The sequence below is a fragment of the Amaricoccus macauensis genome, from assembly GCF_049800915.1.
In the GTDB taxonomy this organism is placed as follows: Bacteria; Pseudomonadota; Alphaproteobacteria; order Rhodobacterales; family Rhodobacteraceae; genus Amaricoccus; species Amaricoccus macauensis_A.
The window spans coordinates 625,927-652,828 of record NZ_JBNAFY010000001.1; the positions used below are offsets into that span (position 1 = coordinate 625,927).

Consider the following 26,902-nt stretch of genomic DNA (forward strand, 5'->3'; position numbering starts at 1 on the left):
GACGAATGAACGGTATCGGATGGATCATGGCGATCATCATCGGCGCGCTCGCCGGTTGGATCGCGGAGAAGATCATGCACGCAGATCACGGCCTTCTTACCAATATCATCCTCGGCATCTTGGGGGCCGTGATCCTCAACGCGCTGCTCGGCCTGCTCCTCGGTTTCCAGACCGCCGGCATCCTCGGGAGCCTGATCGCGGGCGTTGCCGGGGCGTGCTTGTTGATCTGGGGCTACCGGATGGCAAAGGGCCGCGCCTAGGCGACCCCGTCAGGCCCCTAGCAAGCCTTGGGGCCTTGCGAACTTGAACCCGTGTCGACGAACCCGGTGCCAGCAATGGCGCCGGGTTCGTTGGTTCTGACGAGGCTTGACGTCCTGGCGCGGTTCGTCCATCCCGCCGACATGAAATCGAAAACCAAGGATACCCCCTCCGGTCAGGAGGTGTTCACCCTCGTGGTCCAGGTTGGACGCGCTCCAGAGGACGGTCTGCCGGATGGTGCGACGGGCGCAGGCATGCTCTGCTACGCCGCGGCACACGACGAGGCCGAAGCCGTGCGGGAAACCGTCGCTGTGCTGCGAACTGCGGGGCTTGCGCCGCTGGATGTCACCGGGTATGGCACGGCGCAGGAGCGCGAAGCCGAAGGCGCAATTTCGACCGAGGAGCGCCCTCTTATGGATCAGGCCCTGCGTGAGAATGCCGTCGTGGTCGCGGAAGTCACACCCTTCTTCGACGAGTAGGTCGGCGCTTCAGAGTTCCTTCGGATCGAAGTTGCGAATGATCTCCCGGAGTTCCGGCTCGCGGACCTTGCTCATGGCCTTCTTGCGCGAAAACCACTTCGATTTTCGCTGGCCGTTCTCGGGGTATTTCTTGAGAAGCGTGTAGACATTGAGCGGGAACACTCTGACGGCGCAGGGAAAGGACCTGCCCCGGGAAATGCTCTTGTCGTAGGTGTAGATCCCGATGCTCTCTTCATAGAGCCTGCCCTTCACGCCCGCCTCTTCATAGGCCTCCCGTGCCGCAGACCCCGCCTGCGTCCTGTTGCGCATGGGCCAGCCCTTGGGAATCACCCACCTGCGCGTTTCTCGGCTGGTGATGAGCAAGATTCGCAAACGTCCCTTGGAGTTCCAGCGCCAGCAGAGCGCGGCAACCTGGAGCCGGTGTTGCTTCGTATAATTGAGATTGTGTATCAGCAAATCTTGTATCGTAATTTTTTTGGCTTTTTCGAGAGTTCGGACAGATGCCATGGCACTATTCGTCCTGTTGAAGGGCGATCCAGCATGGTTGGATTGCGTACTGAATCGCATTGCCTGAATACACGGCTTCCCGTGTGGGACCGAATTATTTTGTTCCCAGTCTGCAAAAAATTCTCGGGGAGTTGCAAGCGTGTTTTTTCATCTTATGGTAGAGTTATTGGGCGGCATGAGATCGACTTGCGATCCATGTAAAAAGGCGTTCTAAATCGCTTCAAAGCACAAGGTAAGCGATTGCGGGGGGCCTTGCATGGTAGATCTGTGGCGCGGCAAGGCGTCCGACGTATCCGCGCGTCAGGACGCCGATCTCACACGTCTCGATCCGGTCGGTTGGCTCGAGGCCCGACCTGAGATCAGCAGTCTGAGGGCTGCGGTCTGCGACCTCAACGGTGTGCTGCGCGGCAAGCGCGTTCCCGTGGCCCAAGCCGCAAAAATCCTCGCGGGCGAGCTCAGAATGCCGCTTTCGGTGACCTGCCCGGATATCTGGGGCGCGGATGTCGAGGACAACCCGATGGTCTTTGCCGAAGGCGATGCGGATGGCGTCTGCATGCCTACCGGGCGCGGCATCCTTCCCATGGACTGGCTGGGTTCGCCCACGGCCTTTCTGCCGCTCTGGATGGAAACCGAGGCGGGTGCCCCGCACCTGGCCGACCCGCGTCGGGCGCTGGCCGATGTGATTGCCCGCTTCCGGGAGCGGGGCCTGACCCCGATGGTGGCAAGCGAGCTCGAATTCTATCTGCTTGATCCGGAGGCGGATCTGCCCGCACCCCCGCGTTCTCCGGTGACAGGCCGGCGGCTCGATGGCAACGATGTCCTCAGCCTGGACGATATCGACGATTTCGAGGCGTTCTTCGCGGATATATACAAGACTTGCGAGGCCTATGGGATTCCGGCGGATAGTGCTATCTCCGAGAATGGCGGTGGTCAGTTCGAGATCAACCTGACTCATATCGATGATCCGTTGCGCGCGGCCGATGACACGCTCTACTTCAAGCGTCTGGTCAAAGGCGTGGCGCGGAGCCACGGGCTTGCGGCGAGCTTCATGGCCAAGCCCTATCTGGATCGTTCAGGGTCCGGGTTCCATGTGCATTTCAGTCTGCTGGACGAGGGTGGACGTAATGTTTTCGACGACGGGGGCGAAGCGGGTTCCGAGACTCTGCGACATGCGGTCGGCGGCATCCTTGCCTTGATGCGCGAAAGCGCGCTGATCTTCGCACCGCACCTGAACTCCTACCGTCGCTGGCAACCAGGCTCCCACGCTCCGCACTCGATCTGTTGGGGCTACGAGACCCGCCACGCGGCTGTACGCATCCCCGGCGGGCCGTCAAAGGCGCGTCGGATCGAGCACCGTGTCGCAGGCACGGACGCAAACCCCTATCTCGTGCTCGCCGTCATTCTTGGCGCCGCTCTTGAAGGCATAGAACGCCGGATCGAGCCGACCGCACCGATGACATCGAATGACGCCGCCTTGGAGGGCGACCAGCTTCCCTCGGTCTGGCGACACGGGATCGAGGCGTTCGGTGAAAGCGAGGCCATGCGCCGAATCTTCTCGCCGACGCTGGTCGATGCCTTCCTCGGCATGAAGATCCAGGAACTGGAAGTCTTTTCCCAGCGCATGAGCCCGTTTGAGATCGAAACCTATCTGGAGCGGGTCTGATGGCTGCAGAAGCAGATTATACCGGCGGCGGTGCGTATCCGGGGAGCTACTATGCCGCGAGCGCCAATCCCGCACCGATGCGGCCGGAGTTGCAAGGCGACAATCGCGCCGAGGTCTGCATTGTCGGCGGCGGTTATTCGGGACTTTCGGCCGCGATCGAACTGGCCGAGCGCGGCCATTCGGTCACCCTCCTCGAGGGTGCGCGCATCGGTTGGGGCGCCTCAGGCCGCAATGGCGGGCAGATCGTCAACGGGCTGAATGCCGGGCTCGATCTGATCGAGGCGCGCTATGGCCGTGAGACTGCGGATTTCGTCGGCACGGTGGTTCAGGCTGGCAACGAACTGATCCGTCACCGCATCAGGAAATACGACATTTCTTGCGACCTCAAGGAAGGTAACATCTTCACGGCCTTCACAGCCGCCCATATGCGCGGGCTAGAGGCCAAGCAGGCGCTATGGCGTAGACACGGTCACGACAATTTCGAGATACTCGACCGTGACGCGCTTCGCCAGCATGTCGCCTCGGACGTCTATGCCGGCGGGATGCTTGACCGTTCCGGGGCGCATCTGCACCCGCTCAATCTCGCACTCGGGGAGGCTGCGGCATTTGAAAGCCTTGGCGGCACGATCCACGAAATGAGCCGCGTCATCGCCATAGAAGATCCGGGCGGCCAGCCGGTTGTCCGCACCGAGAAGGGCATCTTGCGCCCGGATGTGCTGATCCTCGCGGGCAATGCCTATCTCGGCCATGTGGTGCCAGAACTTGAAAACCGCATCATGCCGTTCTCCACCCAGATCATCGCCACCGAGCCCTTGGGCGATCGGGGCAGGGCGCTCCTGCCCACGGACATGTGCGTCGAGGATGTCCGCTACATTCTCGACTACTACCGCTTGTCCGCGGACGGGCGGCTCCTTTTTGGTGGCGGTACGGTCTATGGCGGCACTGACCCTTCCGATATCCGCGCCAAGCTCGTCCCCAACCTCGAGAAGATTTTCCCGTCCCTGAAGGGCGTGGCGGTCGACTACGCCTGGTCGGGCAATTGCGCCATATCCTTCAGCCGCCTGCCGCAAATGGGACGCCTCGGCAGCCGCACCTATTTTGCGCAAGGGTATTCCGGCCATGGGGTGGTCGGCTCGCACCTCTACGGTCAAATCATTGCCCAAGCAGTAGACGGGGATTGCTCAAGATTTGACGTCTTCGAGAAAGTCCCTTGGATACCGTTTCCCGGCGGACGTCGCTTCGCAGTTCCCTATTCCGTATTGGGCTCGTGGTGGTATGCATTCAGGGACCGCTTCGGCCTCTAGCCCGAATCTGGAAGGGATATCAGAATGAAAGCCAACAAAACTCTTGCAATTGTGCTCGGCTCGGCCGTCGCTGTACCTGCCTTCGCTGATGAGTTGCACATCTACAACTGGTCCGACTACATTGCTGAGGACACGATCGAAAAGTTCGAGGCGGAAACCGGCATCGACGTGACCTACGACGTCTACGACTCAAATGAAGTGCTGGAAGCGAAGCTACTCGCGGGGTCGTCGGGCTACGATCTCGTCGTGCCCACCTCGGACTATCTGCGCCGTCAGATCGCGGGCGGGGTCTACATGCCGCTCGACAAAGATCAGATCCCGAACCTGGCCAATCTCGACGCGGCGCAGATGGAGCGCGCAGCCGCCTATGACGAGAACAACAACCACGCCATCATATACATGTGGGGCACCAACGGCATCGGCTACAATGTCGACATGATCGAGGAACGCCTCGGGCCGGATGCGCCGACCGACAGCTGGGACCTGATCTTCGATCCGGCCAATGCCGAGAAGCTCGCGGATTGCGGCATTACCATCCTCGACAGCGCCACCGAAGTTCTACCGTCTCTCCTGAACTACCTGGGCTACGATCCGGGCACTTCGGATCGTGACGAACTGGCCGAGGCCGCCGGGCTGATCGAGGCAATCCGGCCCCATGTGCGCTACTTTCATTCCTCGCAGTACATCTCCGATCTGGCGAATGGCGAAGTCTGCGTCTCCGTCGGCTTCTCCGGCGATGTGTTTATCGCCGCCGACCGGGCCGATGAAGCCGGGAATGGTGTGGTGATCGAATACATCATCCCCAAGGAGGGCACGCTTCAGTGGTTCGACATGATGGCGATCCCGGAGGATGCGCCGAACCCGGAGGCCGCGCATCAGTTCATCAACTTCATCTTGCAGCCCGAGATCATCGCCGACATCACCAATTACGTCTATTATCCCAACGCGGTGCCGGCCTCGCTCGAGTTCGTCGAGGATGAGGTGAAGAACAACCCCTCGATCTACCCCCCCGAGGATGTGCTCTCGAACCTTTTCCCGTCGCAGATGCGCGACGCACGCACGGAACGGGCCATGACCCGGCTCTGGACCCAGGTCCGGACCGGCCAGTAGCCGTCCTCCTCTTACCCCACTCCGGCGCGGGGCTGCCTGCGCCGGTCCGCAGTCGGCCGGAGACCCTATGGCGCAAGAGCAGAACGTCGCGAACGCGAAACCCTGGATCGCACGAACCGACACCCCCTTCATCCGGATCACGGATGTCACCAAGCGGTTCGGCGATTTCGTCGCGGTCGACAACGTCTCGCTTGATATCTACAAAGGCGAACTGTTCTGTCTCCTCGGCGGGTCCGGCTGCGGCAAATCGACCCTCCTGCGGATGCTGGCGGGCTTCGAAACGCCCACCGAGGGCCGAATAGAGATCGACGGGCAGAACATGGCCGGCATCCCGGCCTACAGCCGCCCCACCAACATGATGTTCCAGTCCTACGCGCTCTTTCCCCACATGAGCGTGGAAAAGAATGTCGCCTATGGCCTTCGTCGCGACGGCGTGCCGAAACCGGAAGCCATGGAGCGTGTCGCGGACATCCTCAAACTCGTACAGCTCGAACGCTTTGCCCGGCGCAAACCCGATCAGCTTTCGGGCGGCCAGCGCCAGCGCGTGGCGCTTGCGCGGGCGCTGGTCAAACGCCCCAAGCTCCTGCTGCTCGACGAGCCGCTCGGCGCACTCGACAAGAAGCTGCGTGAGGAGACCCAGTTCGAACTGATCAAGATCCAGGAAACGCTGGGTGTGACGTTCATCGTCGTCACCCACGACCAGGAGGAAGCCATGACGCTCTCCACCCGGATAGGTGTCATGGATGCAGGTCGGATCGTCCAGGTGGGCGAGCCACCCGAGATATACGAACACCCGAGTTCCCGTTTCGTGGCCGATTTCGTGGGCTCGGTGAACATGTTCTCGGGTCGTGTCACCGATGATGAAGCCGACTATATCCGCATCGCGTCACCGGATATTGGTGGCGAGATCCACGTGGGCCACGGGGTCGAGTGTAGCCCCGGCCAGGAACTCTGGTACGGAATTCGGCCCGAGAAACTCCGGATCAGCCGCGAAAAGCCGGAGAACGCACAAAATGCCTTTCCGGCCATGGTCGAGGAGGTCGCCTATATGGGTGACATGTCGATTTACCGACTGCGGCTTCCGTCGGGCAAGGTGCTCAACGCCAGTCAGACGAACTTCCTGCGCCATGCTGAGGACACGATTTCCTGGGACGAGGAAATCTGGGTCTCTTGGGGCGATATCGCCGGCATGGTGCTGACCCAATGACACCGAAAAGCAGGGAGATGCGCCGCCCATGATCACCGAACGCGACAATCTCCCTCTGGTGCGCTTGATCCGCGCCGGTCTAAAGCGTTTTGGGTTCCGGGGCAGGACACTGGTTATCGCGGTGCCGGTGGTCTGGTTGCTGGTCTTCTTCCTGATCCCGTTCCTCGTGGTCGCAAAGATCTCCGTCAGCGAAGCGGCAATTGCGCGGCCTCCTTATCTGCCGATCTTCGACTGGGACGGAGAATTTGCCACCCTCACGCTGAATCTGGGCAATTACGGCTACCTCTTTTCCGATCCACTTTATATCACTGCCTATCTCTTCTCGATCAAGGTGGCCTTCATTTCCGCCGTGGCCGCGCTCCTCATCGGCTACCCCATGGCGTATTACATTGCGCGCAGTGGCGAACCGCGGCGCACGTTTCTGCTCATGATGGTCATGCTGCCTTTCTGGACCTCGTTTCTCCTGCGCGTCTATGCGTGGCAGGGGTTCCTGCGCTCCAACGGCGTGATCAACAATTTCCTGATGTGGGCCGGTGTTATCGACCAACCGCTGGTGATGCTGCAAACCGATTTCGCGGTCTACCTCGGGATCGTCTACACCTACCTGCCATTCATGATCCTGCCGCTTTATGCAAATCTCGTACGGCTCGACGGCGCGCTCCTCGAGGCTTCGGCCGATCTGGGCGCGCGTCCGCTGGAGACCTTCCTCCATGTCACCCTGCCGCTTTCCATTCCGGGTATCGTCGCGGGCTTCATGCTTGTCTTCGTGCCTGCCATCGGCGAGTTCGTCATTCCCGAACTGCTTGGCGGGCCGGACACGCTGATGATCGGCCGCGTGCTTTGGAGCGAGTTCTTCTCGAACCGCGACTGGCCGGTGGCGAGTGCCGTTGCAATTGCAATGCTCCTCGTCCTCGTGGTGCCGATCATGATTATCCGAAACCTCCAGCGCGACGAGGAGAAGGCGTGATGCGCGGCTCGACCCTCCTGCTGATCTTCTGCATCCTCGGCTTCGTGTTCCTTTACGCGCCCATCCTCTCGCTTGTCGTCTTCAGCTTCAACGAGAGCCAGCTGGTCACCGTCTGGAGCGGTTTCTCGACCAAATGGTATGGCGAACTGTTCCGTGATCCGCAGATCCTGCAGGCGGCTTGGGTGAGCTTCCGCGTGGCCTTCCTGTCCGCCAGCTTCGCCGTGGTGCTCGGCACCTTGGCGGCCTATGTGCTCATGCGCTTCGGCCGCTTCCGCTCCCGTGCATTGCTCTCCGGCATGGTGACAGCGCCGCTGGTGATGCCCGATGTGATCACCGGCTTATCGCTCCTGCTGCTTTTCGTGTCGCTCGATCAGATGATCGGCTGGCCCGCTGGGCGCGGAATGACGACGATCATCATCTCGCATGTCACCTTCTGCATGGCCTATGTGGCGGTGGTGGTACAGTCGCGGCTCGCCTCGCTCGACGAGAGCCTTGAGGAAGCGGCGATGGATCTCGGGGCTCGGCCCGTGCGCGTCTTCTTCGATATCACCATACCGGTTATCGCCCCCGCGCTGCTTGCGGGCTGGCTGCTAGCGTTCACGCTGTCGCTTGATGACCTGGTGATCGCAAGTTTTGTCACCGGCCCCGGTGCCTCGACCCTCCCCATGGTGATCTTCTCCAAGGTCCGCCTCGGCGTGAGTCCGGACGTCAACGCGCTCGCCACCATAATCATTGCGATCGTGGCTGCGGGTGTGCTCGTTGCCACGTGGCAGATGCGCCGTGCCCGCAAACACTGAAAGAACTCGGACCCAAGGGGCGGCCTGTGAAGGCCAGCCCGGCACGCGTCCTCGAAAGCATGGACATGACACCCTCTTTGCCGCCATAGCATCGAAAAGAGAACGACACGCCCGCGAACCCTTTCCGGGGCGCGAAGAGCCGAATTGGTCGGCATCCCGGCCTTTGGAGAAGTCTGATGAACGATGAACGCCGCCTCAATGCCTTCCGGCAATTCCCGGTCGGGTTCCGCGAATGGGTCGCGGATCGCCGGGTGGAGGAGGTGGAGTGTATCATAGCCGATTTCGCGGGCATCTCTCGCGGCAAGGCAATGCCGTTCCAGAAGTTCTCCCGCGGCGACCGGATGTATCTACCGACTTCGCTCTTCTACCAGACGATTTCGGGCGATTACGTCGACATGGAAATTGCCCACCAGTGGACCGAGGCCGATATGGTCCTCAAGCCCGATCTCACCACGGCCACCTCTGCGCCTTGGGCCGATGATGTTACCGTACAGGTCATCCATGACATCGAGGATCTCAGCGGGAATCCGATCTCCATCGCGCCGCGCAACGTACTCAAGCGCATCGTCGATCTCTACCGCAAGGAAGGCTGGGCGCCGGTTGTTGCACCCGAGATGGAATTCTATCTCATCAAACCCAACCTCAACCCGAACGAGCCGATTGAGCCGCCACTCGGGCGCACGGGCCGCCAGATGGCCAGCCGGCAGGCCTACTCAATGTCCGCCGTGGACGAGTATGGCAAGGTGATCGACGACATCTACGACTTCGCCGAAGCCCAGGGCATCGAGATTGACACGATCATACAAGAAGGCGGCGCAGGGCAGGTGGAGATCAACTTCATCCATGGCGACCCCATCAAGCTCGCCGACCAGGTGTTCTTCTTCAAGCGCACGATCCGCGAGGCCGCGCTCCGGAACAACTGCTTCGCGACCTTCATGGCCAAGCCCATGCAGCATGAGCCGGGCAGCGCGATGCACATCCACCAGTCGGTGGTCGATATCAAGACAGGCCGCAACGTCTTCAACACCGAAGAGGGCAACCGCAGCGATTTGTTCTACGGCTTCCTCGGCGGCCAGCAATACCACTTCCCGGCCGCGGTCTGCATCCTCGCGCCCTACGTCAACAGCTACCGCCGCTACGTTGCCTCCGGCTCCGCACCGATCAACCTCGAATGGGGTCCGGACAATCGCACCACAGGCCTCAGAATTCCCATCGGCCCCCCCGAGGCACGGCGCATCGAAAACCGCATCGTCGGTATGGACTGCAACCCCTATCTCGCGATCGCCGCTTCGCTCGCCTGCGGCTATCTTGGCATGAAGAACGAGATCTCGCCCCGCGAAGCAGTGAGCGGCGAGGCCTACAACAAGCCCCGCGCCTTGCCGCGCGATCTTCTGGCGGCACTCGAGATCTTCGAGTCCGAGGGCGACGAGCTTGCGGATCTTCTGGGCCGCGAGTTCTGCAACGTCTACAAGGCGATCAAGCGGGACGAGATCGAGACCTTCCTGCAGGTGATCTCGCCTTGGGAACGCGCGCACCTGCTTCTCAATGTGTGATTGCGCCTGAACCGATGTCTCTCGACCTCCTGACTGCCAACGATACGCAAGGCACCCACGCGCCGAGCTGGTATGCCGCAACCGCCTCGCTGCCTGATCCGGAACCGCGCCTCATGGGCGAAGACCAATCCGATGTCTGTGTCATTGGTGGTGGATTCACCGGCCTCTCGGCTGCGCTCCACCTCGCCGAGGCGGGCTTCGACGTCGTGCTGCTCGAGGCTCACAGGGTCGGCTGGGGCGCGTCGGGACGAAACGGTGGACAGCTCGGCTCGGGGCAGCGCCAGGACCAAAGCTGGATCGAAAAGGCCGCGGGCGGGCCGGCTGCACGCCAGTTCTGGGATCTGGCGGAAGAAGCCAAGGCCCTGGTGCGGGACCGGATCGCGCGTCACCAAATAGACTGCGCGCTGACGCCCGGCATCATCTACGCCACGCATAAGCGTTCCTATGTCCGCGAGTTGCACGAGGAGGCCGAGAAACTCTCCCGGGACTACGGTTACGATCAGACCGAACCGCTTGACGAGACGGAGATCCGTGCAGCCCTCGGCACGCATGCCTACAAGGGCGGGGTGCTCGATCGTGGTGCCGCCCATCTCCATCCGCTCAATCTGGCACTTGGCTTGGCAAGAGCCGCACGGGAAGCCGGGGTCCGGATCTGCGAGAATACGCGCGTCACCAACATGACGCATGGACCGCGCCCGGTCATCCAGACCCGGACCGGCCGGTTGCGCAGCTCCCATGTCATCCTCGCATGCAACGGGTATCACGGCGGACTGCTGCCCGAACTTCCGGGGCGCGTCATGCCGATCAACAACTTCATCCTGACAACCGAACCTCTGGCCGAAGATCTCGCGCGCGAGTTGATCCGGGACAACGTGGCCGTGGCCGACACGAGGTTCGTGGTAAACTACTATCGCCTGACCGAGGACAACCGGATGCTTTTCGGTGGCGGCGAGAACTATGGCTACCGTTTCCCGAAGGATATCGGCCCCCGGGTCCGACGGGCAATGCTTAAGATCTACCCGCAGCTCCAGGGCGCCCACATCGACTACGCCTGGGGAGGCACTCTTGGTATTACTGTCAACCGGATGCCTGCCTTCCTCCGTACCGCCCCGAATGTTTACAGCGCAGGCGGATATTCCGGGCATGGTGTGGCGCTCGCCTGCCTTGCGGGCAAGCTGATGTCCGAGGCCGTCGGCGGCACGGCGGAGCGCTTCGATATCTTTGCCAGCCTGCCGCAACCCACATTTCCCGGTGGTGGGGCCCTGCGCACACCGCTTCTCGCTCTCGCAATGACCTGGTACGGCCTGCGCGACAGGCTTTGACGCGCCGCAGCAAATTTTTGTCCGGAACCTGTCACTCAGGCTTTGCCATGGGGGGCTAGAGCCCTAGCTGTCTGGTCGAACTCAGGAACGAGAGGAATGACATGGGACTGTTTGATTTTCTGAAAGGCAAGGGCAAGAAGGTCGGCGCGGCAGAAGCCGGTGAGCCGCCTGCAAAGGAAGAGCTCGAGAAGGAGATCGCTGATCTCGGTCTCGACAAGGAAGGCCTTGAGATCGAGGTCGAAGGCGACAAGGTCCGGCTCAAGGGTACCCCGAAGGACCAGGAAACCAAGGAAAAGCTGATCCTTGCCATGGGCAATGTCGAGGGCGTCGCGAAGGTCGAGGACGAGACACCGGGCAGTGAGCCGGTGTTCCATACTGTCGAGAGTGGCGACACGCTGTCGAAAATCGCCCAGACGACGCTGGGCGATGCCTCGCGCTATCCGGAAATCTTTGAGGCCAACAAGCCGATGCTCACCGATCCGGACAAGATCTATCCGGGCCAGGTGCTCCGCATCCCGCAAAGCTGAGCGTCGCGGCTCAGGACCAAACCGGGGTCGGGCGCGGCCCCGGTTTCATCCCCTGCCGTCAGTGAACTGTTCGTAAGCATGGATTGCATCGGCGGCATACATGAGTGCGGGTCCACCACCCATGTAGATTGCCATCCCCAGCGCTTCCTCGATCTCTTTTTTCTTCGCACCGAGTTTCACGAGCGCCTGGGTATGGAAGCCGATGCAGCCGTCGCAACGCGTAGCAACGCCGATCGCAAGGGCAATGAGCTCCTTGGTCTTTGAATCCAGCGCGCCGTCTTTGCCGGCGGCGCCCGCCATTGCACTGAACCCCTGCATCGTTTCGGGGATCTCCTTGCGGAGTTGCTTGACGCCACGTGTAATGCGCGCAGTGATATCAGGATAGTTCTTGCTCATCGAAACCTCGCTCAGATCCCGGTTACACCCAGCTATAAATATATATTTGTGAATGCATATCAACGCGGAATTCGGTGCCTGAAGCCCATAAAGCCGATTGCGTCACACCCTGTCGTCAGGCCAATCTCGGACCGAAAGGAACTCTGTCATGCACTGCGTCTTCATCCAGCTTCGCTGCAAACCCGGCCACGCCTACGAAGTGGCCGATGCGATCTACGCGCGCGAATTTGCCTCGGAACTCTACTCGACCTCCGGAGAATACGATCTGCTCCTGAAGGTCTACATTCCCGAGGAGGAGGACATCGGACACTACATCAACCAGAAGGTGCTCGACATACCCAGTATCGACCGCAGCCTGACAACCCTCACCTTTCGGGCCTTCTGAGCACGAGACAGGGATTCAGGCCTTCAGGCCCCCCGCGGTCTCAATGAATGCGATCACCTCCGGCACGCCGACGCCGTCCTTGACATTGCAGAACTGGAACGGGCGCTCTCCGCGCATCTTTTTCGAGTCGCGATCCATCACTTCAAGTGATGCACCAACATGGGGCGCGAGATCGATCTTGTTGATGATCAGAAGGTCCGAGCGCGTCACACCTGGACCGCCCTTGCGTGGGATCTTGTCGCCCGCACAGACATCGATCACGTAGAGAGTGATGTCGGCCAATTCCGGGGAAAAGGTTGCGGAGAGATTGTCGCCACCGGATTCGATCAGCACCACATCGAGATCGGGGAATTTCTTCACCATTTCGTCGATGGCCACGAGATTGATCGAGGCGTCCTCGCGAATGGCCGTGTGCGGACAGCCGCCCGTCTCCACCCCCGTGATACGCTCAAGGGGAAGCGCCTGCGCGCGCATCAGAAATTCCGCATCCTCGCGCGTGTAGATGTCGTTGGTTATGGCCCCGATCGAGTAGTCCGTGCGCATCCGCTTGCAAAGCTGCTCCATCAACGCGGTCTTTCCGGCTCCTACCGGACCTCCGATACCCACGCGCAACGGACCATGCGGGGAACGGTTCAACTTGTCTGACATTCGGGACTGCCTCAGCACTATTCATAACCCGGCCAATCTATCAGCCGGATCGCGGAAGGGAATGCGAGAACCGCTCCGAATTGAAGGCTGTCGGCCGGGTCAGCTTCTGTTGCGGAAGACGTGCTGGGCCAGATCTTCGCGTGCCAGGCCGTGTTCGGCAAGCTGCGCATCGCTCAACGCATTAAGCCGCTCGAAGTCGCGCGCGCAGTGAACGGCAGAAATGAAGGCCGTCGCAAGCTCTGCGGCATGTGCGAAGAAGGACTGTGCATGGCCCAGAATATTCCGCGAGAGCGGTGCGTGTGTAAGCTGCGTCGACATGGTGAAACTCCGTACAGATGCCCGAAAATACGTTCCTACTGACAAGTTGGTTTGCTTGACGGGTCAGGGCAAGGGGCGCTGGCGCATGGCTGCCATGCGCCTGCCGCAGTGCAGCAATGCTCAGTCACGAGCGGTAGAGTCGCGTGTATTGGGTTTCGTGCCACATGGAGGCCATATCCGCATGGATGGTCATGCCGCCAATGTCGTCGAGCGAGCTTTTTTCCGCCGCAGCAGCGACCCGAGCGGCGAGGGGCAGGAGGTGCGCGGTGATCTGCTGACCAGCGGTCTGCCCAAGCGGAATGAGCCGTACGCCTGCCGAGATGATATTCGCTGCGAAGGCCTGCAGGTGAAGCGTCAGCAAGGCGGGCAGGGGAAGGCCGAGTTGTCCGGCCGCATGGCCTACCGCGACGGGATAGGCCACCGCCGGCACATCGATCTCCCACACCGCCGAGGTGGTGCGGGCAAAGGCCGCGCCCTGGGCCATCGTCTCGAGCTGACGTTCCGAGGAAGCCGCCAATGCCTCCGCCAGTTCCGCCAGCGGGCCGGGGTCCGCTACGGCATGGGCATGGGCCATGAGGATCGCATCGCTCCACCCCGCGCCATGTTCGAGCAGATCGGCCACCCAGGCCTCGAGCGTCGCGCTGTCCGTGACCCAGCCTGTCTCGATCGCCCATTCCAGCCCATGCGAATAGCTGAACGCGCCTACCGGATAGGCGGGCGAAAACCAGCTCGTCAGAATTTGCATGGCGTCGGCGCGCGGCTCAGTCACGCATCCGCTCCGCGAGCTTGTCGACCTTGCCGATGCGCCAGAAATGGATCTCGCGCGCCAGTCTCAGCGAGGGTTTTGCCGCAAAGCAGATGGAGCCGATCAGAAACATCCAGGTGCCGATCGTCTGTGTGCTGTCGCCGAAGAATAGAATGCTCCCGATCACGAACAGGATCGCCGCCGCGAAATCGACGCAGGTGAATGCGATCTCGTAAGCCGCGTAGATCTCGCCGTTTCTTTTGCTCCGTGTGCGGTTCTCAGGATGGAACAATCCCATGCCTTACCCGCTCTCCGTCGCGTTGGCTGCATGGCGATGATGGTGATGCGGATCGTCCTCCGCGCCTCCGTGATGATGTCCGTGGGTCCGACCATGGCCATAAGCACCGCCTTCGGGGGTAAAAGGCGCCTCGATCTCGCAGATGACCGCGCCGAGACGGATCAGCATGTCTGCCATCACCCGATCGCGCCTCAGGCGCAACGCACCGGGTAGGATCTGCGCCGGCGTGTGCCGGTTTCCCACGTGCCATGCCAGCCTTGCAAGGATCTCGCCCTGTGCGCAGACCTCGATCAGCGGCTCCGAGGCCGCCCGTACTGCCACCAGCCCGCCGCCCTCGATCACCAGCGCGTCGCCATCCTCGATCGATACCGTCTCGGCGAGATCCACCAGCAGCGGCATCCCGCCCGCGGTTACAAGCCTGCGGCGGCGCAGGAAACGGCTTTCGTAATCGAGTGTCACGCTGTCGGTCTCAGCGTCCCAGTTTCCCGCCCTGAGATAGGTTCGAGCTATGGCGATGGCCGTCATCAGGGCTCCTGAATTTGGCGGGGCGTGGCTGAGCCATACCTTCCGCTGTGTAGGGGTACAGGGCCAATCATGCTACGATTGTTGAACGAAATACAATAAGCGGGAGGTCGGAAATGGGATTTCTATCAAGTCTTTTCGGCGGTGAGGAAAAACAGTCGCCACCGCCACCAGCCCAGGCACCGCGCGTGTCCTATGCGAATGTGAAGCTCCACCCGTTGCTCGATGGTGGCCTCGCTCCGGCCGCGCCCGGCTTCGCGGGCGGAACCCTGACATGCCGGTGCCCCTCGAACCAGGTGACGGTGAAGGTCAAGGATCAGGTTTCGCACAACCATGCCTGCGGGTGCACCAAATGCTGGAAGCCGGAGGGTGCGATCTTCTCGGTTGTCGCGGTGGTCGGTCGCGACAAGGTCGAGATCACGGCACACGGAGAAAAGCTTGAGATCATCGATCCATCGACGGCGATCCAGCGCCACGCCTGCCGCGAATGCGGCGTGCACATGTTCGGTCGGATCGAGAATACCGATCACCCTTTCTACGGACTCGATTTCGTTCATGTCGAACTTTCGAGTGAGAAGGGTTGGGCGCCACCCGAATTTGCTGCTTTCGTGTCATCGGTGATCGAGGCGGGGGTGGATCCAGACCGAATGGAGGCGATCCGGGGCCGTTTGCGTGAGCTCGGGCTCGAGCCCTATGACACCCTCTCGCCCGCACTCATGGATGTCATCGCAACCCATGTCGCGAAAAGGACCGGTGTGCTCCACTGACGTGACGCGTCACCTTGTGTTGCCGTGTCACGACCACGCCCCGAAGAGCGTGGTGAATTACTGGCGGTGCGGTTTATGCCCCCTTCTAGAGCATGGCACCGCACGTCAGTGCCAGAACGGCAAATTCTCTAGCCGGACCGGGTTCTGCCAGTCCGGCCGGAGAAGCAGGTCGTGATTTACATGTAGCGGGCGAATGCGTAGCGAACGATTTCGTCGCGTGCGATGCCGAGTTCTGCCAGTTCCTCGTCAGACTTGGCCTGCAGGCGCTCGGCCAGCGCGGCACATTTTGCCGGTTGCGATGCGTTGCCCATGGCAACAAGTGCGTTTCCAATGGACTTGATCGCGTTTGCGAAGAAGGATGGGCCGGAGAAGTCTTCACTCAAGATAGCCATTTCTTACTCCATACTGCCGAAATTTGATGCGTTGCCCTAAACTTGGGCGGAGTCCTCCTTCACATCAACACACAGTTCGGCAAAGCAGCCATGCGCCTGCTGCAGCGCAACATACATCTTGCCTTAACCATTTAACCTTAGGGCGACGCCCCGAAACTTTAGAATAGCTCCAACTGCTCCGCGGTCTTTCCCGGCGCGCGGAAGAGATCACAGCGCAACGGCGGCTGCATGCCGTCAAGGCCGAAGCGCCGGACCGCAAGCGCGAACCGACGTTCAAGCAGATCGGCAAGGGTGCCCTTGCCGCGCATTCGGTCGCCCCAATCGGAATTGTATTCCCGCCCGTCATGCATCTGCGCGAGGTGTGATAGTATCCGGCGCGCCCGCGCGGGATTTATCGTGTCGAGCCAGTCGTGGAAGATGTCGCTGACCTCTCCCGGCAACCGCAGCAGGATATAGCTTGCCGAGCGAGCGCCCGCGTTGCGCCCCGCTTCCAGGATGGGTTCGAGCTCGTTGTCCGTCAGTCCCGGCATGACCGGAGCGACCATCACCCGGACTGGCACCCCAGCCTCTGCCAGTTGCCGGATCACCGTCAGCCGCCGCTCTGGCGCGGGCGCACGAGGCTCCATCCGGCGTGAAAGCCCGCGGTCGAGCGTTGTCACCGATATGCCCACATGCACCAGACCCTCGCGCGCCATCGGCCCTAGGATGTCGATGTCACGTTCAATCAGGCTTCCCTTGGTCACGATCGTCACGGGATGGCGCGTCTCGCGCAGCACTTCCAGCACCCCCCGCATGATCCCGAGCCGCTTCTCGATCGGCTGATATGGGTCCGTATTCGTGCCGATCCCGATGGGTCTCGGCCGATAGGATCGGGCGGAAAGCTCACGTCGCAGCAGGGCGGGCGCATTTGGCTTCGCCGTCAGGCGCGTCTCGAAATCGAGGCCGGGCGAGAGCCCGAGAAAGGCATGGCTCGGTCGCGCGAAGCAATAGATGCAGCCGTGCTCGCACCCCCGGTAGGGATTTATCGAGCGGTCGAAGGGAATATCGGGCGACGTGTTGCGCGCAATGATCGTCCTGGGCTCCTCGATCGCCACCTGGGTACGCAACACTGTCGGCTCTTCCTCCCTTTCCCATCCGTCATCGACCGGCTCACGAGCGTAGGGCTCGAAGCGGCCCACCGGATTCCGCGCTGCTCCACGCCCCCGCACTCCATTTTGTCCCGATTCGCGCTTGGTCATGCGGGACGATGTAGAACAAAGAGGGAACAAAGGCAATCGCGCGAGGAACGCTCTGCTCAAAGTCGGTGGAAGCCGCAGTCGTGTCGTTTCCAGGCGTGGCGGCTTTACCTTCATGGCCTAGCTGTTTTAAATCAGGCTTTCTGCAACACAGGGACCTTCAGGGGCAACCATGGCCGATGACGACGACGATCTCATCCTGAGCGAGCTTCCGGATGAGGAACTCGTGCCCCAGATGCACGATGATCTCTATGATGGTCTGGCTGACGAAATCGTCGAGGCGGTGAATATCCTCCTCGAACGCGGTTGGACCCCATATGACATCCTGACCAAGGCTCTGGTCGAGGGCATGCGCATCGTGGGCATAGATTTCCGCGATGGAATTCTCTTCGTTCCCGAGGTGCTGCTCGCCGCCAACGCGATGAAATCGGGCATGGGCATCCTCAAGCCGCTCCTCGTAGAGACCGGCGCGCCGCGTCTGGGCAAGATGGTGATCGGCACCGTAAAGGGCGACATTCACGATATCGGCAAGAACCTCGTCGCGATGATGATGGAGGGCGCAGGTTTCGAAATCGTCGACTTGGGCATAAACAACCCGGTCGAAGATTACCTCGAGGCGCTGGAGAAGGAGCAGGCGGACATCCTCGGTATGTCGGCGCTGCTAACCACCACCATGCCCTACATGAAGGTCGTCATCGACACCATGAAGGAGAAGGGCGTGCGCGACGAGTATATCGTCATGGTTGGTGGTGCGCCGCTCAACGAGGAGTTTGGCAAGGCCATCGGCGCCGATGCTTATTGCCGTGACGCCGCAGTCGCGGTCGAGACGGCGAAGCAGCTCATCGCACGCAAGCACAACGTTTCGGCCGCAGGCTGAGGCGGGGCGGGCAGGGCGATGAAGCTGCCCGATGATGGCACGTTGCGGGACGCAGGGCTCGCGCCGCCGGATGGTTCGCAGGGCCGCATTCTGATCATCGCCTGTGGAGCGCTTGCCCGCGAGATCATCGCGCTCCGGGATCTCAATGGCTGGAACCACATGGATCTGGCCTGTCTTCCGGCCAAGCTTCATCTGACCCCGCAATTCATTCCGGACGCAGTCACGGAGGCCGTCGAGAGGGCGCGTAGTCGCTACGGCCGGATCTTTGTGGCCTATGCCGATTGCGGAACAGGCGGCCTACTGGAAGCCCGCTGCGCGGAACTGGGCGTCGACATGATCGCAGGCCCGCATTGCTACAGCTTCTTCGATGGCAATGCGGCATTTTCAGCCCGCGCCGACGCGGAGATGACGGCGTTCTTTCTTACCGATTTCCTGGTCCGGCAGTTCGATGCCTTCGTCTGGCGTCCGATGGGGCTCGACCGCCATCCTGAGTTGCGCGACATGATCTTCGGCAATTACGAACGGCTGATCTACCTCGCCCAGACCGATGATGCTGCCCTCGATGCGGAGGCCACCCGCTGCGCTTCGCGTCTGGGGCTTGCCTATGAACGCCGGATCACTGGCTACGGCGATCTGGCATCGAGTCTTGAAACGCTTGCTTCCGGCTAGCGGCCGGGCAGGCGGCCTTTGCCGCCATCTTGCGCGCGCAGGTGCGCGCATCGGTTTCCTGTTTCTGCCGCGCCTGGTGGCGCGGCAGGACTGCTCTCCAGGTTAGCAAACCTGTATGAATACCTCCGCTCCGCGTTGGCGACAGTCAAAGGTAGTCCTGACGGGTCAGGCCGTATTTTGCCATCTTCTCGTTGAGGGTGCGCCGGGGCAGGGCAAGTTCGGCCATGACCGAGGCGACCGAGCCTCGGTGGCGCCGGAGCGCATGGTCGATCAGCATCCGCTCGAATGCCTCGACATGCTCCTTCAGGGGGCGCTCGCTGTCGAGCGAGACCGTCGCAGCCTGGAAGCCGTCATCGATGAGCAATGCGGAGATGTTCTGTTCCCCGCGCAGCGTCTGCAGGACCGAGCGTTCCGCGAGGTTGATGAGCTGGCGCACATTGCCCGGCCAGGGGGCCTGAAGCAGATTGGCCGCATCCGCCGCATCAAGAACCGGCGCCTCGCAGCCGTACTCCTCGGCGAACTGCCGGGTGTAATGCGTGAAGAGCGTCAGGATATCCTCGCCACGCACCCGAAGTGGCGGCACCTCCACCACCAGCCCGGCCAGCCGGAAGAACAGGTCGTCGCGCATTCCGTAGCCCGGGGCATTTGCCTGCTTGAGCCGGCTTGAGATCGCGATCACCCGCAGGTTTCGCGGGTTCGGCATTGCCGAGGCCTGATCCGCCGCGTTCAGGAGTTCCAGCAGACGGGCTTGGACCCCCTCGCGCATCGCCTCGATATTCTCGAGAACCAGCGTGCTGCCTTCGGCCTGATCGACCAACGGTTTGCCCGGTTGCGCTTCGCCGCCGAAGAGCATTTCCTCGAGTTGACCGCCGGGAATGGCCTCGCAGTTCACCGTGACCATCGGGGTCTGCGAGCGTGGCCCGCAGGCATGAAGCGCGTTGGCGATCAGGCTCTTGCCGGTTCCGGTTTCGCCCAGGATCAGGACATGTCCGTCGGCCTGGGCCATGTCGGGAATGCCGTCGCGCAGCGCGGCAATCGAGGCATGGGCACCGAGAAGCCTGCGCACGGCCACACTCTCGTCCGCAAGCTCCCGACGCAAATCACGGCTCTCAAGGGTGCGCTGGCGCCGCTCGCAGGCGCGGGTACAGATATCCACGAGCCGTTCCGGATCGAAGGGTTTCTCGATGAAGTCGAAGGCCCCGATATGCATTGCCTCGACCGCCATCGGCACGTCGCCATGCCCGGTCATCAGGATGACCGGCAGGCCGGGGTCGACCGACTGGATGCGCCGCAGGAGCGCCATTCCGTCGAGGCCGGGCATCCGGATGTCGCTCACGACGACACCGGGAAAGCTCGGCGTGATCACCTCCAGAGCCTGTTCGCCGGATTCGAATGCGACGGGAGAAAATTCCGTGAGTTGGAGCCATTGCGAGACGGACTGGCGCAGATCCTGTTCGTCATCGACAACGGCGATTGTGCGTGCGGTTTTCATGGGTGTTCACTGTCTGACTGGGCATTGGCCCTGTGTCTGGGAAGAATGAGTTCGAAAATGGCCCCTCCTTGCGGAGCATTGCTTGCGACAAGGCGCCCGCCGATCTCCGCGGCGAAGCCCGCCGATATCGCGAGGCCGAGGCCCAGACCCTCTCCGGGCTTCTTGGTGGTGTAGAAAGGCTCGAAGAGCTTCTCGGGATCCTTCAGGCCGGGGCCGTTGTCTTCGATCGACAGAACGGCCGCCTCGCCCTGCACCAGAAGGACCTTCACCGCAGGATCATCGCTGTTGCGAACGGCGTCAAGCGCGTTGCGGAGCAGGTTCACGATGATCTGTTCGACCCTGAGCGGATCTGCGCGCACTTCAACCCGTTCCGAGGGCAGGGTGGTGGTGAGGTCCACCGTCATCTTACCTAACTGCGGGGCCATCATCGAGACACTCTCGCGCACGCTCTCTCGCAGGTCGAAAACCTCGATATCATGGTCGCGATCCGCGCGGGCATAGGACTTGAGCTGCCGCATGATGTTGCCCATGCGGTTGATCAGGTCGTCGATCCGCTGGAAGGAAGAGATCGCCTCCTCGGTCCGGTTGCGCTTGAGCAACAGCCGCGCGCCCGCGAGATAGGTCTTCATTGCGGCGAGCGGCTGGTTCAACTCGTGGCTAACAGCCGCCGACATCTGGCCCAGCGCTGCCAGTTTGGAGGCCTGCTCCAGGCTTTGCTCGGCCTGCTTGAGGTTGCGCTCGACCACCTTCCGCGCCGCGATCTCGCGCGAAAGTCGGCGGTTCAGAAGCCGAAGTTCATCCGATTCCTTCAGCACCCTCCGGCTTTCCGCGCTGGTTCGCCGCGAGAGCATGTAGAAGCCCACCGCAAGCAGGATCGCCATGCACATGATGATGAGCGCGAGAATGGAACTCACCTGCGCACGCACATCTTCCAGCGTATCGAAATAAAGAAGCCGCCAGGACCGGAAGCCGATTGGCACCTCCACGCGCAGGTAGGGTGTCTTCGTGCCGAAATGCGTAAAGGTCACATCGGTCGGATCGAGAAAAAGTGCCTGGCTCGCGAACTGGCGCAGGGCGCTGGGGCTCTCTCTCGAGATGATGGAATCCAGGTTCCTGTTGCGCCATTCGGGTTCGGACGCGAGCAGCACATTGCCCTCGCTGTCGCTGACCAGAATGCGCGCGCGCGAGGTCTGCCAGCCGTTCTGCAACGCGCCCAGATCCACCGTGACGACCACCACTCCGAGGAAGCTGTCGAGATCGGTGAACTTGCGCGAATAGTGGAAGGCGAGCTGGCCCGGTTCCTGCTCGGAGATCGAGAACTCGGTGCCTTCGCCCGAGATCGCGGCAATGAAATAGCTTCGGTCGCCGCCGTAGGTTCCCTTGTATTCTGGATCGCTGGAGGCCACCACATTGCCTTCCGCATCGAGCAGGAAGATCGGGCCCGATCCGAGTTCAGACTGGAAGTTCGAAAGCCGCTCGTCGGCAAAGGAAAGATCCCCGCCACGAAGGGCCTGAGAAAGGATCGGGTCGCGCGAAAGCAGGAGTGGCACGACCCCGTGCCGCTGCAGTGAGGACTGGATAGACGCCGAGTAGAGCGTCGCGCGGATACGCGCCCGGTTGCCTTCCTCCAGGCTGTAGGCATGGGTGAAATAGACTTGGGCCGCCCAGACGATGAGGATCATGGCCGCGACAACCGCAAGCGGCAGGACCCGCTTCCAGATTGCTGCCATTCGTCTTCTGGACGGTTTCCTCGCCAAGACTCTCAACCCGCCCCAACTCGTTTCAAGGCGCGCGGGATCCCGTCACGCCTCCTGCAGGAGGCTCGTGCCCAGTGCTTCCGCGAGACTAGCGAACACACCCTTGCCATCGACCCCGCCATGCTGTTCGTCCACCGCCCTCTCGGGATGCGGCATCAGCCCCAGTACCCGCCGGTTCGCTGACAGGATACCGGCAATGTCGTCCATAGCGCCATTCGGCGTGCTGGTATAGCGGAAGGCGATGCGGTCCTCGGCGGAGAGTTGCCTCAGGATCTCGTCGGTGGCGACATAGTTGCCGTCGTGATGCGCGATGGGCACTCGGATCTCCTGACCCTTGGTGTAGGCCCGCGTGAAGGGCGAGGCCTCGGTGGAGACCACGAGCGTTTCCGTCCGGCAGATGAAGCGCAGATTTGCGTTGCGCATCAGCGCACCCGGCAGAAGCCCGGTTTCGACCAGCACCTGGAAACCGTTGCAGATCCCCATCACGTGTCCGCCGCCATGGGCGAAATCAGCAACCGCCCGCATGATCGGGGAGTTGGCCGCGATCGCGCCGCAGCGCAGGTAGTCACCGAAGGAGAAGCCACCCGGAATGCCCACGAGATCGAGACCCGCGGGCAGGGTGGTCTCCTTGTGCCAGATCATGGTGACATCCGCGCCGGCGCGCTTCAGTGCCACTGCCAGATCCCGGTCGCAGTTCGAGCCGGGAAAGACCAGAACGCCAGCCCGGTAACTCATTCGATCTCGACCCGGTAGTTTTCGATCACCGTATTGGCGAGCAGCTTCTCGCACATGTCCGAGACCCGTGCGCGTGCGGCATCTTCGTCCTCGTCCGTGAGGTCGAGCTCGATCACCTTGCCGACACGCACATTTCCGACATCATCGAACCCGAGCGCGCCGAGGGCGTGGCGCACGGCCTCGCCCTGCGGATCAAGAACGCCGTTCTTCAGAGTGACATGGACTTTCGCGCGCATCAGTTCACCAGTTTCGGGCCCGTCGGGGCCTTGCCGTTGTTGCGGGGCATGACACCGAGACGGGTCGCCACTTCGGTATAGGCATCCGAAAGCGAGCCGAGGTCATGGCGGAAGACATCCTTGTCGAGCTTCTGGTTGGTCTCGATATCCCAGAGCCGGCAGCTGTCCGGGCTGATCTCGTCGGCGACCACCAGTCGCTGGAAGTCGCCTTCGAAGACGCGTCCGATCTCGATCTTGAAATCGACCAGCCGGATGCCGACGCCGAGGAACATTCCGCTGAGGAAATCGTTCACCCGCAGCGCCAGCGCGATCATGTCGTCGATGTCCTGCTGCGCGGCCCAGTTGAACGCGATGATGTGCTCTTCGGTCACCAGCGGATCGTGCAGACTGTCATCCTTGTAGTAGAACTCGATGATCGGCCGCGGCAGCTGCTGCCCCTCCGGTATGCCCAGACGCTTCGAGAGCGACCCGGCAGCGTAGTTGCGCACGACCACCTCGAGCGGGATCATCTCGACCATCCGGATGAGTTGCTCGCGCATGTTGACGCGCCGGATGAAATGCGTCGGCACGCCGATCGCGTTCAGCCCGGTCATGAAGTGCTCGCTGAGACGATTGTTCAGGACGCCCTTGCCCTCGATCACCGCCTTCTTGGTGGCATCGAAAGCGGTCGCGTCATCCTTGAAATACTGGATGAGCGTATCGGGCTCGGGCCCTTCGTAGAGAATCTTTGCCTTGCCCTCATAGACTAGCCTGCGCCGGGCCATGGTTTTCTCCGAAAATAGATGCGGGCGGGCGTCGGCGTGCCCGCGACCCCGTTCCCCGCTCCATAAACCCTGGCCCCGAAAGGAGCAAGCACTCTCATGCATCTTACAAGTTTGTAAAAGTTTCCCTATATTAAGAGAAAAGATAACAAGGCGTTGGAGGAGCCAAATGACACTTTTCGATGATCGGGAGCGTGGATTCGAGAACAAGTTCGTCCATGATGAGGAACTGTTGTTCCGGTTTTACGCCCGAAGAAACAAGTTGCTCGGCAACTGGGCAGCTGAACTTCTCGGCAAGTCCGGCCCCGATCGGGATGCCTACGCGCGCGAAGTCGTGCTGAGCGACCTTGTGGAGGTCGATCACGAGAGCGATGTTTACCGCAAGGTTTCCGAGGATCTCGAAGCGCTCGCCGACGAGAGGACCATCAAGGTCAAGATGGCCGAATTCCTTGAAATGGCCAAGCAGCAGGTCATGTCCGAAGAGAAATAGTGCCGGATGGCGGTATCGGGCGCGGGCCAACGGCCCGCGTCCCTGCGGTGTCAGTCGATGCGCCGCATCAGCACCCAATCGCCCGAGATCGGTGCCCAGCCAAAGCCGCCTACGGCTCTTGCGCCAGCCACATCCGCGAAACCTGAAGCCTTGTAGGCCGCGCGCGCATCCCGGTTCCCCTCTGCCACGATGAGACTGAGATCACGCCCGCCCGCACGTTCGGTCGCATCCTCGATCAGTGCCCGGGCCACCCCGCGGCGGCGATGCGCCTGCAAAACCGCCAGAACGTTGATGTAGAACGTCCCCGGTGCCTGGTGTTCCAGTTCCAGAAGGGGGCGGAACACCTCTGGCGTGTCAGGTCCGACCTCTTCAGGCTCATCGCCCAACGCATAGCCGATCAGGGCGCCGGCAAACTGGCCGTGCCGCTCGGCAACCCGCGCGTTGCGCCAGGAAAACCCGCCCTCATCGCGCCGAGCGCGGGCCCGGCCCAGCGCCCAGGGATCTCCGCCGGGGCCGGCCATCTCGGTCCACATGGCCAGCGCAAACCCCTCGCTTGCCAGATGGACGGTCTGCGTCAGACCGGGGGCGTCGTCCCGCGTGGCATCCCTGATCGCTAGGGCCGCGGTCTTCTCCAATACGGCCTCACGTCGCGCCAATGTTGCAAGATTGCTCATTCTCAAAATCCTTTCTCAGTAATGCGGATACTCACGCAACGGCTTGCCCGTGCAGATGCTCCGAGACGCACCCCACATGCCTGTGATCGGTGCCGCAGCACCCGCCCACGACCCGGAGATTGGGCAGATACCGCGCCATCTCGGCGTGCAGCCGGCCAAACTCCAGCGGATCGCCGTCATCCAGCGTCTCGGCGGCGTCGAGTTCAGCATGTGAAAGCCGGGAGGCATTCGCGCGCAGCCCGCCAACCCGCCGAACCCAGGGTTCGCCCGCCTCGAAAGCCGAACGGAAATGGTCTGGATGCGCACAGTTCACCATGTAGTAGAGCGGCGCGCCGCCCGACTTTGCATCGGTCGCCTCGATGGCCGCACCGATCGTCTCGCCGTTGGGAAGCCGTCCGTCCGTCTCCACGGTGAAGGAGATCACCACAGGCAGTCCGAAAGCCTGCGCCGCCCGCGCAATTCCGGCCGCCTCGCCCACATGGGTCATGGTGATAGCGGACATCATGTCGACGCCTTCTTCGGCAAAGGCGGCGATCTGGGGCCGATGAAGCGCCTCCGCTGCCGCCGCATCAAGCTCGGTCTCCGGCGCGTAGCCATCCCCTGATGGCCCCACCACGCCGTTGAGAATGATGGGCGACACCCGATGCTGCCAGCGGTCGCGGACCTCATGCGCGAAACCCACCGCCGCGCGGGTAAGCCGGATTAGGTCCGTCTCGCTCACGCCCAGCTTGTCCGCCCAGCCAACGCATCCGCGCCAGGTGTTCGTGTCGAGAATGAAGCCTGCCTGCGCCCGCTCCGTCATGGCGAGAAACCTGTCGAAATAGCGGTCGAGAGCCGCACGCGCCGTCGGGTCGTCCATCAGCATGATGGCAGCGAATTCCGGCGCCTCGAACCCGTCGATGAAGAAGAGTGTCGTTTCCAGGCCGCCATCGGCAAGAAACGGGCGCTCGGCTGAAATCAATCTGTCAATCATGGTCATGTTGTCTCTTCCTGTTCTTCAAAACCGTGTGGAAGAGATGCCTTGAATCCCCGTGCAAGAACTAGCCGACTCGTGGTGCGGAAACTTACGGCAATAGAATGCTTGAAAATCAGTGATTTACGTCACGCCGCTTTTCGCGGTGTGACAATTGCTGTAGTCTGACTACACCAGCAGTACAGTTTGATCGGATCGGTTTGAGGGGGCGACCCATGGCAAGGGGTGCCGGAACACGCACCAGGATTCTCGACGTCGCTCAGGACGCGATCCTCGCAAAGGGGTTTGAGGCGACCTCCATCGAGGAGATTGTCGCCAATGCCGAAATCACCCGCAGCGGCTTCTTCTATCATTTCAAGGACAAGAATGCGCTCGCCTGTGCGCTCATCGAACGGCACATCGAGGTCGAGGACCAGATCTTTGACGACCTTCTGGGCCGGGCGCACGAGTTGTCGGATGATCCGCTCCAGTCCGCCCTGATCGGGTTCAAGCTGCTTGCCGAACTCATCGAAGACATGCCCGGCGGACATCCCGGCTGCATCGTCGCCACAGCGGCTTACCAGAACCGGCTCTTCAACAAGGAGGTGCACGCTGCAAACCGCCGCGCAGCACTCGGCTGGCGCAAGCGTTTCCGGGCCATGTTCGACGAGATCGCGGCGGTCTATCCCCCCAATGACGACGTGGACCTCGACCATCTGGCCGATATGGTCAGCGGCGTGATCGAGGGCGGCATCGTGATGGCCCGCGCCGTCGGCGAGCCCCATCTCACTTCGCAACAGGTTCTGCTGCTGCGCTCCTACGTCAAGCTTCTGTTCTCGCCTCGGCTGCAATGACGTGT

33 protein-coding genes are annotated in these 26,902 nt (G+C 61.7%); 17 read left to right on the forward strand and 16 right to left on the reverse strand.

Features of this window, described 5'->3' with window-relative positions; all coding sequences use genetic code 11:
• The first annotated feature begins 5 nt into the window (after positions 1 to 5).
• Both ACP15W_RS02790 and ACP15W_RS02795 read left to right on the forward strand, forming a co-directional pair.
• Positions 6 to 260 carry a GlsB/YeaQ/YmgE family stress response membrane protein gene (locus ACP15W_RS02790; RefSeq protein ID WP_424931301.1) on the forward strand — a complete coding sequence of 85 codons (255 nt, stop codon included), beginning with the start codon at positions 6 to 8 and terminating at the stop codon, positions 258 to 260.
• Positions 261 to 401: 141 nt separating this feature from the next.
• Entirely contained in the window at positions 402 to 737 is a 336-nt protein-coding gene (locus ACP15W_RS02795) for a hypothetical protein (protein WP_424931602.1), read from the forward strand.
• A gap of 9 nt (positions 738 to 746) precedes the next feature.
• Here the strand turns inward: ACP15W_RS02795 and ACP15W_RS02800 are convergent, their stop codons facing one another.
• Positions 747 to 1,304, reverse strand: coding sequence for an NUDIX hydrolase (locus ACP15W_RS02800; RefSeq protein ID WP_424931302.1), 558 nt, complete (start codon positions 1,302 to 1,304; stop codon positions 747 to 749).
• 196 nt (positions 1,305 to 1,500) lie between these two features.
• Between ACP15W_RS02800 and ACP15W_RS02805 the strand changes: the two genes are divergently transcribed.
• The 9 genes from ACP15W_RS02805 (at position 1,501) to lysM (ending at position 11,694) form a co-directional block, all read left to right on the forward strand.
• Positions 1,501 to 2,907 (forward strand): glutamine synthetase family protein, encoded by a 1,407-nt coding sequence (locus tag ACP15W_RS02805; protein WP_424931303.1) that lies wholly within the window; start codon positions 1,501 to 1,503, stop codon positions 2,905 to 2,907.
• Positions 2,907 to 4,211, forward strand: coding sequence for an NAD(P)/FAD-dependent oxidoreductase (locus ACP15W_RS02810; protein WP_424931304.1), 1,305 nt, complete (start codon positions 2,907 to 2,909; stop codon positions 4,209 to 4,211). Before ACP15W_RS02805 ends, ACP15W_RS02810 begins: the two co-directional genes overlap by 1 nt.
• A 24-nt stretch (positions 4,212 to 4,235) precedes the next feature.
• Positions 4,236 to 5,321 (forward strand): polyamine ABC transporter substrate-binding protein, encoded by a 1,086-nt coding sequence (locus ACP15W_RS02815; RefSeq protein ID WP_424931305.1) that lies wholly within the window; start codon positions 4,236 to 4,238, stop codon positions 5,319 to 5,321.
• Positions 5,322 to 5,388: 67 nt separating this feature from the next.
• Entirely contained in the window at positions 5,389 to 6,528 is a 1,140-nt protein-coding gene (locus ACP15W_RS02820) for an ABC transporter ATP-binding protein (RefSeq protein WP_424931306.1), read from the forward strand.
• Between the two features lie 28 nt (positions 6,529 to 6,556).
• On the forward strand, positions 6,557 to 7,495 hold the full coding sequence (locus ACP15W_RS02825; protein WP_424931307.1) for an ABC transporter permease subunit: 939 nt from the start codon (positions 6,557 to 6,559) through the stop codon (positions 7,493 to 7,495).
• On the forward strand, positions 7,495 to 8,292 hold the full coding sequence (locus ACP15W_RS02830) for an ABC transporter permease subunit (protein ID WP_424931308.1): 798 nt from the start codon (positions 7,495 to 7,497) through the stop codon (positions 8,290 to 8,292). The genes ACP15W_RS02825 and ACP15W_RS02830 overlap by 1 nt, the downstream gene beginning before the upstream one ends.
• A gap of 176 nt (positions 8,293 to 8,468) precedes the next feature.
• A complete protein-coding gene (locus tag ACP15W_RS02835; RefSeq protein ID WP_424931309.1) occupies positions 8,469 to 9,845 on the forward strand; it encodes a glutamine synthetase family protein in 1,377 nt (458 codons plus the stop codon).
• Positions 9,846 to 9,859: 14 nt separating this feature from the next.
• Positions 9,860 to 11,167, forward strand: a complete 1,308-nt coding sequence (locus ACP15W_RS02840) for an NAD(P)/FAD-dependent oxidoreductase (protein ID WP_424931310.1) — start codon at positions 9,860 to 9,862, stop codon at positions 11,165 to 11,167.
• A 101-nt stretch (positions 11,168 to 11,268) separates the two neighbouring features.
• Positions 11,269 to 11,694, forward strand: a complete 426-nt coding sequence (gene lysM, locus ACP15W_RS02845) for a peptidoglycan-binding protein LysM (protein WP_424931311.1) — start codon at positions 11,269 to 11,271, stop codon at positions 11,692 to 11,694.
• A gap of 45 nt (positions 11,695 to 11,739) precedes the next feature.
• Here lysM and ACP15W_RS02850 read toward each other — a convergent pair whose 3' ends face one another.
• Positions 11,740 to 12,090, reverse strand: coding sequence for a carboxymuconolactone decarboxylase family protein (locus ACP15W_RS02850; protein WP_424931312.1), 351 nt, complete (start codon positions 12,088 to 12,090; stop codon positions 11,740 to 11,742).
• Positions 12,091 to 12,238: 148 nt separating this feature from the next.
• On the opposite strand from ACP15W_RS02850, the gene ACP15W_RS02855 reads away from it, so the two are divergent.
• Complete coding sequence (locus tag ACP15W_RS02855; protein WP_424931313.1) at positions 12,239 to 12,475, forward strand: Lrp/AsnC ligand binding domain-containing protein; 237 nt, start codon at positions 12,239 to 12,241, stop codon at positions 12,473 to 12,475.
• A gap of 15 nt (positions 12,476 to 12,490) precedes the next feature.
• On the opposite strand, the gene ureG is transcribed toward ACP15W_RS02855, so the two are convergent.
• The 5 genes from ureG to ACP15W_RS02880 all read right to left on the reverse strand — a co-directional run bounded on the left by ureG (position 12,491) and on the right by ACP15W_RS02880 (position 15,009).
• Positions 12,491 to 13,123: an urease accessory protein UreG gene (gene ureG / locus ACP15W_RS02860; RefSeq protein ID WP_424931314.1), complete on the reverse strand. Its 633-nt coding sequence runs from the start codon at positions 13,121 to 13,123 to the stop codon at positions 12,491 to 12,493.
• A gap of 99 nt (positions 13,124 to 13,222) precedes the next feature.
• Positions 13,223 to 13,441 (reverse strand): DUF1127 domain-containing protein, encoded by a 219-nt coding sequence (locus ACP15W_RS02865; RefSeq protein WP_424931315.1) that lies wholly within the window; start codon positions 13,439 to 13,441, stop codon positions 13,223 to 13,225.
• Positions 13,442 to 13,565: 124 nt separating this feature from the next.
• Positions 13,566 to 14,186 carry an urease accessory protein UreF gene (locus tag ACP15W_RS02870; RefSeq protein ID WP_424931603.1) on the reverse strand — a complete coding sequence of 207 codons (621 nt, stop codon included), beginning with the start codon at positions 14,184 to 14,186 and terminating at the stop codon, positions 13,566 to 13,568.
• 16 nt (positions 14,187 to 14,202) lie between these two features.
• Positions 14,203 to 14,484, reverse strand: a complete 282-nt coding sequence (locus ACP15W_RS02875; protein WP_424931316.1) for a YrhK family protein — start codon at positions 14,482 to 14,484, stop codon at positions 14,203 to 14,205.
• 3 nt (positions 14,485 to 14,487) lie between these two features.
• Positions 14,488 to 15,009, reverse strand: a complete 522-nt coding sequence (locus ACP15W_RS02880) for an urease accessory protein UreE (RefSeq protein ID WP_424931317.1) — start codon at positions 15,007 to 15,009, stop codon at positions 14,488 to 14,490.
• A gap of 113 nt (positions 15,010 to 15,122) precedes the next feature.
• Between ACP15W_RS02880 and gfa the strand changes: the two genes are divergently transcribed.
• Complete coding sequence (gene gfa / locus ACP15W_RS02885) at positions 15,123 to 15,773, forward strand: S-(hydroxymethyl)glutathione synthase (RefSeq protein WP_424931318.1); 651 nt, start codon at positions 15,123 to 15,125, stop codon at positions 15,771 to 15,773.
• A gap of 176 nt (positions 15,774 to 15,949) precedes the next feature.
• Here gfa and ACP15W_RS02890 read toward each other — a convergent pair whose 3' ends face one another.
• Both ACP15W_RS02890 and ACP15W_RS02895 read right to left on the reverse strand, forming a co-directional pair.
• Positions 15,950 to 16,165 (reverse strand): hypothetical protein, encoded by a 216-nt coding sequence (locus ACP15W_RS02890; protein WP_424931319.1) that lies wholly within the window; start codon positions 16,163 to 16,165, stop codon positions 15,950 to 15,952.
• Between the two features lie 158 nt (positions 16,166 to 16,323).
• On the reverse strand, positions 16,324 to 17,403 hold the full coding sequence (locus ACP15W_RS02895; protein WP_424931320.1) for a PA0069 family radical SAM protein: 1,080 nt from the start codon (positions 17,401 to 17,403) through the stop codon (positions 16,324 to 16,326).
• Between the two features lie 169 nt (positions 17,404 to 17,572).
• On the opposite strand from ACP15W_RS02895, the gene ACP15W_RS02900 reads away from it, so the two are divergent.
• Complete coding sequence (locus tag ACP15W_RS02900) at positions 17,573 to 18,277, forward strand: corrinoid protein (RefSeq protein WP_424931321.1); 705 nt, start codon at positions 17,573 to 17,575, stop codon at positions 18,275 to 18,277.
• A gap of 18 nt (positions 18,278 to 18,295) precedes the next feature.
• Positions 18,296 to 18,946 (forward strand): DUF1638 domain-containing protein, encoded by a 651-nt coding sequence (locus ACP15W_RS02905; RefSeq protein WP_424931322.1) that lies wholly within the window; start codon positions 18,296 to 18,298, stop codon positions 18,944 to 18,946.
• A 145-nt stretch (positions 18,947 to 19,091) separates the two neighbouring features.
• Here the strand turns inward: ACP15W_RS02905 and ACP15W_RS02910 are convergent, their stop codons facing one another.
• The 5 genes from ACP15W_RS02910 to purC all read right to left on the reverse strand — a co-directional run bounded on the left by ACP15W_RS02910 (position 19,092) and on the right by purC (position 23,930).
• Positions 19,092 to 20,438 carry a sigma-54-dependent transcriptional regulator gene (locus tag ACP15W_RS02910; RefSeq protein ID WP_424931323.1) on the reverse strand — a complete coding sequence of 449 codons (1,347 nt, stop codon included), beginning with the start codon at positions 20,436 to 20,438 and terminating at the stop codon, positions 19,092 to 19,094.
• On the reverse strand, positions 20,435 to 22,168 hold the full coding sequence (locus tag ACP15W_RS02915; protein WP_424931324.1) for a sensor histidine kinase: 1,734 nt from the start codon (positions 22,166 to 22,168) through the stop codon (positions 20,435 to 20,437). Before ACP15W_RS02915 ends, ACP15W_RS02910 begins: the two co-directional genes overlap by 4 nt.
• 72 nt (positions 22,169 to 22,240) lie before the next feature.
• Positions 22,241 to 22,930, reverse strand: a complete 690-nt coding sequence (gene purQ, locus ACP15W_RS02920; protein ID WP_424931325.1) for a phosphoribosylformylglycinamidine synthase subunit PurQ — start codon at positions 22,928 to 22,930, stop codon at positions 22,241 to 22,243.
• Positions 22,927 to 23,166, reverse strand: coding sequence for a phosphoribosylformylglycinamidine synthase subunit PurS (gene purS, locus ACP15W_RS02925; protein ID WP_424931326.1), 240 nt, complete (start codon positions 23,164 to 23,166; stop codon positions 22,927 to 22,929). The genes purQ and purS overlap by 4 nt, the downstream gene beginning before the upstream one ends.
• On the reverse strand, positions 23,166 to 23,930 hold the full coding sequence (purC, locus tag ACP15W_RS02930; protein WP_424931327.1) for a phosphoribosylaminoimidazolesuccinocarboxamide synthase: 765 nt from the start codon (positions 23,928 to 23,930) through the stop codon (positions 23,166 to 23,168). The genes purS and purC overlap by 1 nt, the downstream gene beginning before the upstream one ends.
• A 166-nt stretch (positions 23,931 to 24,096) precedes the next feature.
• Between purC and ACP15W_RS02935 the strand changes: the two genes are divergently transcribed.
• Positions 24,097 to 24,417: a DUF1476 domain-containing protein gene (locus ACP15W_RS02935; RefSeq protein ID WP_424931328.1), complete on the forward strand. Its 321-nt coding sequence runs from the start codon at positions 24,097 to 24,099 to the stop codon at positions 24,415 to 24,417.
• Between the two features lie 50 nt (positions 24,418 to 24,467).
• On the opposite strand, the gene ACP15W_RS02940 is transcribed toward ACP15W_RS02935, so the two are convergent.
• The gene (locus ACP15W_RS02940) at positions 24,468 to 25,091 is read right to left on the reverse strand and encodes a GNAT family N-acetyltransferase (protein ID WP_424931329.1); all 624 of its coding nucleotides are present in this window, start codon (positions 25,089 to 25,091) and stop codon (positions 24,468 to 24,470) included.
• A gap of 31 nt (positions 25,092 to 25,122) precedes the next feature.
• Complete coding sequence (locus tag ACP15W_RS02945) at positions 25,123 to 26,070, reverse strand: homocysteine S-methyltransferase family protein (protein ID WP_424931330.1); 948 nt, start codon at positions 26,068 to 26,070, stop codon at positions 25,123 to 25,125.
• Between the two features lie 209 nt (positions 26,071 to 26,279).
• On the opposite strand from ACP15W_RS02945, the gene ACP15W_RS02950 reads away from it, so the two are divergent.
• The gene (locus ACP15W_RS02950; protein WP_424931331.1) at positions 26,280 to 26,897 is read left to right on the forward strand and encodes a TetR/AcrR family transcriptional regulator; all 618 of its coding nucleotides are present in this window, start codon (positions 26,280 to 26,282) and stop codon (positions 26,895 to 26,897) included.
• The last annotated feature ends 5 nt before the right edge of the window (positions 26,898 to 26,902 follow it).